Origin of the sequence: Cupriavidus sp. SIMBA_020 (genome assembly GCF_046535395.1) — a bacterium.
Classification (GTDB): domain Bacteria; phylum Pseudomonadota; class Gammaproteobacteria; order Burkholderiales; family Burkholderiaceae; genus Cupriavidus; species Cupriavidus campinensis.
Window position 1 is genome coordinate 1 of record NZ_JAWRWU010000868.1, and the last position, 262, is coordinate 262.

The 262-nt window shown below is 68.7% G+C and carries 1 protein-coding gene; it reads right to left on the reverse strand.

The window, feature by feature from the left end; genetic code table 11:
• A partial coding sequence (locus tag SB751_RS31875) for a class I tRNA ligase family protein (protein ID WP_410749256.1) occupies positions 1 to 262 on the reverse strand: 262 nt, incomplete at both ends.

The window sequence follows — 262 nt, forward strand, 5'->3', positions numbered from 1 at the left end:
GTGCACGGCCACTTCGGCCTGCAGCGACGAGCCGATGCGGTTGGCGGTGCGGGCTTCCTCGAGCGCCTTCGTCACGTTGCCGCGCACGTCGCGCAGCAGCGCCCATTTCTCGATCAGCGCGGCCGCGCCGGCGACTTCCGGATACGCGTAGTACGTCTCCGTGAACACGGTGTCGCTCGCCGGCTGGAACACCTTCCATGCCTCTTCCGCGGTGAACGACAGGAACGGCGCGAGCACGCGCAGCAGCCCCTGCGTCAGATGG